General features: G+C 36.9%; 5 protein-coding genes, 1 tRNA gene and 1 riboswitch. All 6 genes read left to right on the top strand.

Annotated elements, in window-relative coordinates; all coding sequences use genetic code 11:
- Positions 1-19 precede the first annotated feature (19 nt).
- The 6 genes from BMZ99_RS03470 (at position 20) to BMZ99_RS03450 (ending at position 7,119) form a co-directional block, all read left to right on the top strand.
- A tRNA-Val gene (locus BMZ99_RS03470) sits at positions 20-95 on the top strand.
- Between the two features lie 213 nt (positions 96-308).
- Positions 309-2,006 carry a methyl-accepting chemotaxis protein gene (locus tag BMZ99_RS03465; protein ID WP_090932968.1) on the top strand — a complete coding sequence of 566 codons (1,698 nt, stop codon included), beginning with the start codon at positions 309-311 and terminating at the stop codon, positions 2,004-2,006.
- A gap of 292 nt (positions 2,007-2,298) precedes the next feature.
- On the top strand, positions 2,299-3,741 hold the full coding sequence (locus BMZ99_RS03460; protein WP_245754795.1) for a PAS domain S-box protein: 1,443 nt from the start codon (positions 2,299-2,301) through the stop codon (positions 3,739-3,741).
- Between the two features lie 205 nt (positions 3,742-3,946).
- A riboswitch (cyclic di-GMP riboswitch) is annotated at positions 3,947-4,034 on the top strand.
- A gap of 49 nt (positions 4,035-4,083) precedes the next feature.
- Entirely contained in the window at positions 4,084-4,233 is a 150-nt protein-coding gene (locus BMZ99_RS26210) for a hypothetical protein (RefSeq protein ID WP_175490468.1), read from the top strand.
- A 112-nt stretch (positions 4,234-4,345) separates the two neighbouring features.
- Positions 4,346-5,410, top strand: a complete 1,065-nt coding sequence (locus tag BMZ99_RS03455; protein ID WP_090932965.1) for a sensor domain-containing diguanylate cyclase — start codon at positions 4,346-4,348, stop codon at positions 5,408-5,410.
- The gene (locus tag BMZ99_RS03450; RefSeq protein WP_090932963.1) at positions 5,407-7,119 is read left to right on the top strand and encodes a methyl-accepting chemotaxis protein; all 1,713 of its coding nucleotides are present in this window, start codon (positions 5,407-5,409) and stop codon (positions 7,117-7,119) included. Before BMZ99_RS03455 ends, BMZ99_RS03450 begins: the two co-directional genes overlap by 4 nt.
- Positions 7,120-7,233: the final 114 nt, after the last annotated feature.

Here is a 7,233-nt window from a genome sequence, read left to right as displayed (position 1 = left end):
CCCACGGGTCACCAAATTCGGGCGATTAGCTCAGCTGGGAGAGCGCCTGCCTTACAAGCAGGATGTCGGCAGTTCGATCCTGTCATCGCCCACCAATCGAAAATGAACCTCACGTTTTAACAACGTGAGGTTTTCTTGTTTTTTGTTAGGATTTAATCTGACAAATTAGATCAAAATAATGGACAATTCATGTAATAATTGGAGGATTATGTAATTTTGTATAGAATATAACTTAATATAGGTAAATTTAGAAAAAAGAGAATAGAGAGAGTTTTCGAACTTTTATCTAAATGGAGGTATGAAAATAAATGGAAAAGAAAAGGCTACCGATTGTATTGCAACTTACCTGTATGTTCATTCTCGTTATATTTTTATTAGTATCTGTATTGGGGTTCACCGTCTATAAGCTTAAATCAAGCGGTCAGACCACCGAAGAATTGGTGAAGCATAATGTAACAAGCGCTAATCTCGTAAAGGCAGGTCATTTAGAATTTACGGGAGCATTGCTTGATATGCGAGGTTTTCTCTTTTATCCTGATGGTGCGGTTTATGAGCAGGGATATCGTGAAAAGATTAAGAAGAGTAGTGAATTAGCCAAAGAATTTAGCGATACTTCCAAGGTGGCAGATACAAGAGAAGATGGAATTCTGCTCGCCAAGTTAGTAAATGATTATGTAGTATTAGGTGATAAAGTTATTGCAGCTAAGAAGGCAAATGCTCCTAATCTAACACAGCTCACAACACAAGGGCGAAATTTAGTAAAAGATATTGATGATCAATTTCGTAAGTTGGATACCCAGCAGCAAAAATACATAAGCGAAAGAGCCAATGCTGTGCTGCAGGATGCAACAGCTACTGGAGCAAATGCTCTTATCTATAGCATCGTTATAGCCTGTATTGTGGTCTGTATGGCTATTTGGTATAGCAGAAACCTGGCCAGAAGACTTAAAAATATTAATAATGAATTAGCTGAGGTGGGTAATCTGAACCTTACAGGTAAAGATGTTTATCCTACGCGTAATGATGAAATTGGTGATATGGGATACATTGTTATTGAGATGAAGAAATCTCTTAAAGGTTTTGTTTCCCAGGTTACAAACAGCAGCCAAATCTTAAGTTCAACGAGTATTGAATTAAGTGATTCTGTGAGTGAACAATTAAAAGCAGTAGAAACTGTAGCTGAAAGTGTAACCAACATTGCTGCTGGTTCTTCTCAGAATGCAGATAATATTAGTAATATTTCAGCTACGATGGAAGAAATCTCAGCAAGCTCAGAAGAAATCAATGCTAGTACAGCAGAGGCCAATAATAATGCTCAGAATGCTGTAGTAGAGGCGGCGAGAGCAATGGAACTGCTATCACAAACCGTTACCCAAAATGAATCGATTACTGCTTCTATGGATCAGATTACGACAGTTACCACTAACTTAGATCAAGGATCGATAAAGATAAAGGGTATTGTGGATTTAATTAACAGCATTGCAGCCCAGACCAATCTTTTAGCGTTAAATGCTGCTATTGAAGCAGCGCGCGCAGGAGAAGCAGGTCGTGGTTTTGCCGTAGTGGCTGAAGAAGTACGAAAGCTCGCGGAACAAAGTGCTGGCGCGACTGATGAAATTGCTAAAATTATTGATAATATGGGCAATGATATCATTTTTGCCGTTTCTACTGTAAAGAAAGCAAACCAGGAAGTTGACAAGGGAAAAAGTTCTGCAATTGCAACGCAGAAAGGGTTTGATGTAATTATAGAAAAAATGGATATGGTAAAGAATGAGATTGAACATGTAGCAGCTTCTATGCATGAGACGTCCCTGGGAATTCAGACAGTCGTAGCCAGTGTAGAAAATATTACAACGGTAGCCCATGCTACTTCAGCAAGTTCTGAAGTTGTCGCAGCTTCGGCTGAAGAACAAACTGCTGGTATGCATGAGATAGATACTAATGCAGCCAAATTAGCTCAGTTAGCAACCGAAATGATGGAGATTGTCAAAAAGTTTAAGGTATAGTGCAATTCATGTACTGAAAAAAAACTCTGCCTCTGGAGGCAGAGTTTTTTTTACAATCCCTCAAATAGTGACGTGAGCGCAAGCGAAAAAAGCAGCTATAGAAAAGTACGGTAGGATAGTATACTATTATAAATAACAGGAATATCCCGCATTAAAAAAAGACAGGAACTATAGATATCTGGAAGGCTGATTTTTGGCTAAAGATAAAAGGATGGATTAAAATGAGATTTATGTAGCGTTGGGAGCGGGTTGCTGATTCAAAAACATGGTATCAATGGGGAGGGACATATCTTTGGAAAATACAAAAAAAGTTCTTACTGAAGAGTTCAAACGTGAAGCAGCTATTTTACACCATAACTATGAAAAAATTATGCGTGAATTAGGTATCAGAAAAAGTGTACTATTCCCCTATTTCTATCAAACGATGATCTCTCAAGATGCTTCAATATCTCAAAATCCATTAAATGAAAAATTATTTGAGAAAGAGATACAAAAACGGTATAAGATGAGCAATATAGAATTAGTAAAATATATAGATAGCCTCGAGAATAAGCTGCTGTACCTTGAGAAGAAGCATAAAGCAATTATAGATAACGTAAAAGGCGTAATATTTCAGACGGATAAAGCGGGGTGCTGGACTTTCTTAAGCCCCACATGGACAAAAATCACGGGATTTAGCATAGAGGAAAGTATCGGGAAGTTCTTTTTGAATTATGTGTATACAGATGATCAAGAATTCCATTATAAACAGTTTCAAGCCATTATTGAGGAGAAAAAGTCATATAGTCGATATGAGATTCGTTATTCAACTAAAAATGGTGAATTTCGCTGGATCGAGGTGTATGCAAGACTTACAAGGAATGAATATGGTGATATCTCAGGTACACTGGGTACGTTGCATGATATTACAGTTCAGAGGAAAACTGAGAAAATGCTTCATTTAGCCTATGAACTTAGACGCAGGAGTGACTTCTTAAATGATATTGTAATGGGAACTACCATTGTAGATGAAAGAATAAAAGGTTATATGCATACGCTAGGATTGGACTTTTCTCGCCCGCTCATTTGTTGTTTATTAGTTAGTAAAGACTTTATTAGCAGGGAAAAAGAACAACATAATATTATTGAAGTACTGGGAGGAGAAAAAGCCTGCATTGTATGGAATTGCAGAAATGATATAGGTGTGTTACATCAAGGTCGAATCGGTGAGAGCATAACGGCAGAAAGTAGTATGCTTTTTGCTCAGTCTTTGCTGCAGAAGGTTTATGAATATGATCCTCAACTAAAACTTGTTATCGGGATTAGCAATATACAAACTGGAATATCGAGTGTTAAAAAGACGTATTGGCAAGGATGGAGTGCCACCGTAGCGGCACAATGTCAAGGTAAGGAACAGGGCGTTTTTCATTATAAAGACTTAGGAATTTTGCAGTTATTAGTTAAAAATATTGGTAATGAAGGTGCTGAGGAATATGTTAGAGAGCAAATTGGGACTCTTATTCGTTATGATGAAGAAAAAGGAACCAACCTAGTAACCACATTGGAAAAGATTTTGCAGCATTCTAATTTGAAAAAGACTGCGGAAAAAATGTTTCTGCATCCCAAAACAGTTGTTTTTCGTAAACAGCGTATTGAAAAAATATTAGGAGTCTCTCTTGATTCATTTGAGACAAGACTCGCTCTCGGAGTCGCGCTAAAATTGCATATCGTAAATCAAGTTATTAAAGTAAATTAGTATGGTTCATAAAAATATCTTATAGGGATAATGTTAGGATATTTTTATATTAGAAATTTAGCTTATAGAGATAATAGAATATCCCCTGCGACTAGACTATACTTATAAGGTAGCCAATAATAGTGTAATTCTAATCTTTTTAGTAAATACCTTCAGTCAGTAAAACTCGCATATACATCTTAAATCGGCATGAATCGCTATAAATTGGAATTATAAGCAAACCTGCTGAAAAGCAGGGACGCAAAGCCTTGGGTCTAACGATACAATTGTTCTATGACTGCCAGGTTGCATCATGTTTATTTGATGTACCCTGGCAGTTTTTTATATTGAGGGGGATTTTTTATGAAAGAAGAGGAGACTTTAGGAAGCGGTGGTATTGGAAAGGAATTAGACGAACTCATTTGTGATATTTTTGAGATCCTTCAAGATATTAAGGAAATTAATAAAGAGCAGCTTGTTATTAATGACACTTCAGATGCAGAAAAAATTTGATGTCTTGCGTGTTGTAGCTTCCTTGCCATCGTAAACATAGATTTTCCCTGGGCTTGGGCAGTAGTTAGAAAATATAAAATTCTAGACTATAGGAGATTTAGGGGTGTAAGAGATGCTTTCTACCTTACTAAGTGAGGATATTCTTGAAAAGATATTTTTCATTTCACAACGCCTAACGAACTACGATGGAGTAGATGATATATGGGAATATATTGCGAAAACAGCTCTTACGATTACAAGAGCTGATGCAGTTGTAATAAGAGATTTTAATCTTGTAAGCGGACACCTTACTATTGTAAAAAGTTATGGGCTTTCGAAAAGCTATATCAATGAGCCCCCAATTCGTCTTGAAGAGGGGGTAATTGGTTATGTTGTTTCGGAAAGTAAACCTTATATACATAGTGACATATTACAATCGATAGAATGGAGTACTAGCGGGCTTGCTAGTAAAGAAGGAATACGATCTGTAGTGTGCGTACCTTTAAAGGGTAAAGAAAGCAGTACCGGTGCGATCACGGTTATGAGAAAAAAGGTAGAACCTTTTTCGGAACAGGAAATATTTTTATTAAAAATATTCGGATTACAAGCAAGTGAGGCCATAAAGATTGTTAAATTAGTTAATTCACTACAGCAGCAAGCGATGTATGATGATTTAACACAAGTTTATAATAAGAACGCTTTAAATTCAGTCTTAGAAAAAACATTATCATTATCGAAGCGCTATTCGAAAGAAATGAGTATCATTTTTATTGATATTGATAATTTTAAAATGTTTAATGATACTCATGGGCATCTTTTAGGTGATAAGCTTTTGTGTGATTTTGCGCAAATTCTAAAGAAAAATTGTAGAAAATCAGATTCAGTAGGCAGGTTTGGCGGAGAAGAATTTGTAATACTCGTTCCGCATACCAATAAAAAAAAGGCCGCAGCATTTGCAAACAAAATAAGAAGAAGCATTGAGAAAAGTACCTTTATTGGAAGAGGGAACAGTGAAAATTCTATTACCTTTAGTGCTGGCATATCTTGTTTTCCAGAGGATGGTGATGCAATTTTTGAATTGTTGCAGCAGGCAGATCGTGCCATGTACCAAAGTAAAATAACTGGTAAAAATAAAGTTACCTCGTGGATTGATGAACTAGATATTTTTCAAGTCGATGGGAGAGGAATCATAGCATGAAATTAAACAAAAAATTGATGTTATTAAGTGTTATACCTACAATATTATTTATTCTCATAAGTTGTTTTTATATTATTCCTAAAACAAAGGAAAACATTTATTTGCAAAAGGATATACAAATAAAAAATAATGTAGAAATAGCACACTCCACCGTAGAATATTATTACACCCTTTCTAAGTCGGGTGTAATGACAGATCAAGAGGCACAAGAAAGAGCAAAAACAGCAGTCAGTAAAATGCGTTATGGAAGCGATGGCTATTTCTGGATTGATAATGATCAATATATAAATCTTATGCATGCCACTAAGCCTGAGACGGTAGGACAAAATAGAAGCAATACTCAGGATGCAAAGGGTAATTACATGGTTAAGAATTATATACAAGGAGCATTACAGAATAAAGAATCAGGCTATTACAGCAGCTTTTGGTTTCCAAAGCCAAATGAGACCGAGGCTTCTATGAAACGGGGCTATGTGAAATTATTTCAGCCTTGGGGATGGATTATTTGCTCTGGGGTCTATATAGACGATGTAGAAAAAGCTATTGCTGGTGAGATAAATGGCATTCTTATGATTAATGTACTTCTTATGATCATATCGTTAGTATTTGCATATTTATTCTCACGCAAAACAATTGTAGCTCCTATGCAGAATATCATAATGAAAATAAGGGAGATTGCCAATAGTGGTGGTGATTTAACCCAGAAGATTGAAGTCAGCAGTAAAGATGAACTAGGGGAACTAGCGAGTGCGGTAAATGACATGACACAGAATCTAGCTCAGCTTATTCGTCAAGTTGCATTAACCACAGAACAAGTGTCAGCATCCTCAGAAGAATTAACCGCAAGTGCCAGTCAGTCTTCTGAAGTAGCTAATCAAATCGCAGCAGTCATTACAGAAGTGGCAGCTGCAGCGGATCAACAGCGCAGTACAACCAATCAAGTAGAAGAAATCGTTGGCCATATGTCTCAGAGCGTTCAGCAGGCTGTTCATAATACGAAGTTGGCTGCAGAACGATCTGAGCAGACTGCAAAGGCAGCAGAGGATGGAGTGATATCCATCAAAGCTACGATTGGCCAGATGAATGATATTGAAAGAACTGTTATTAATTCAGCAGGCCTTGTTGATAAATTGGGCGATCGGTCTAAGGAAATAGGGCAAATTGTAAGCACAATCGCCAATATAGCTAATCAAACCAACTTGCTTGCTCTAAATGCAGCAATTGAAGCTGCACGAGCTGGTGAGCATGGTAAAGGCTTCGCTGTAGTAGCAGAAGAGGTAAGAAAATTAGCAGAGCAATCTGAAACTGCTACAGAGCAAATTAGACAACTGATTAGCGAAATTCAGCAAGATACGGAAAAAGCGGTTCATGCAATGGATGAAGGTACATTGGCGGTAAAACAAGGAACCGAAAATATTAATGCAACAGGAGAAACCTTTGTTGAAATTGCTACATTAGTAAATCATGTGACTGATGAAATTCAAAGAACCGTTGCTGCAATTCATGATATTGCTTCAGGAGCAAAGCAGGTGGCATCATCCATGGAAGTACTAGGCGGAGTTAGTGATGAAACTGCGAGCAAGACCCAAACAGTATCTGCCTCAACAGAGGAACAAACAGCATCTATTGAAGAAATTGCAATTGCCAGTGATGCATTATCACAATTAGCTGAGAAACTTCAAATGGAAATTGTGAAGTTTAAGGTTTAATGCAATGTAAATAATAGACGTAACTCTTTGGATGTAAGTAAGAAATTATTGCTGCTCATTGCTATTATTATGCGTACATGGTATAATAATTAGCGTTGGGATACGTAAAGTATT

This window comes from Pelosinus propionicus DSM 13327 (assembly GCF_900114615.1).
GTDB lineage: Bacteria > Bacillota > Negativicutes > DSM-13327 > DSM-13327 > Pelosinus > Pelosinus propionicus.
Note: the sequence above shows the minus strand (reverse complement) of the source record. Positions and strands in the feature narration are given on the sequence as shown.

Excerpts from the sequence above, each read along its gene's own strand:
- BMZ99_RS03465 (WP_090932968.1), top strand. The coding sequence starts at position 309 with ATGGAAAAGAAAAGGCTACCGATTGTATTGCAACTTACCTGTATGTTC.
- BMZ99_RS26210 (WP_175490468.1), top strand. The coding sequence starts at position 4,084 with ATGAAAGAAGAGGAGACTTTAGGAAGCGGTGGTATTGGAAAGGAATTA.
- BMZ99_RS03455 (WP_090932965.1), top strand. The coding sequence starts at position 4,346 with ATGCTTTCTACCTTACTAAGTGAGGATATTCTTGAAAAGATATTTTTC.
- BMZ99_RS03450 (WP_090932963.1), top strand. The coding sequence starts at position 5,407 with ATGAAATTAAACAAAAAATTGATGTTATTAAGTGTTATACCTACAATA.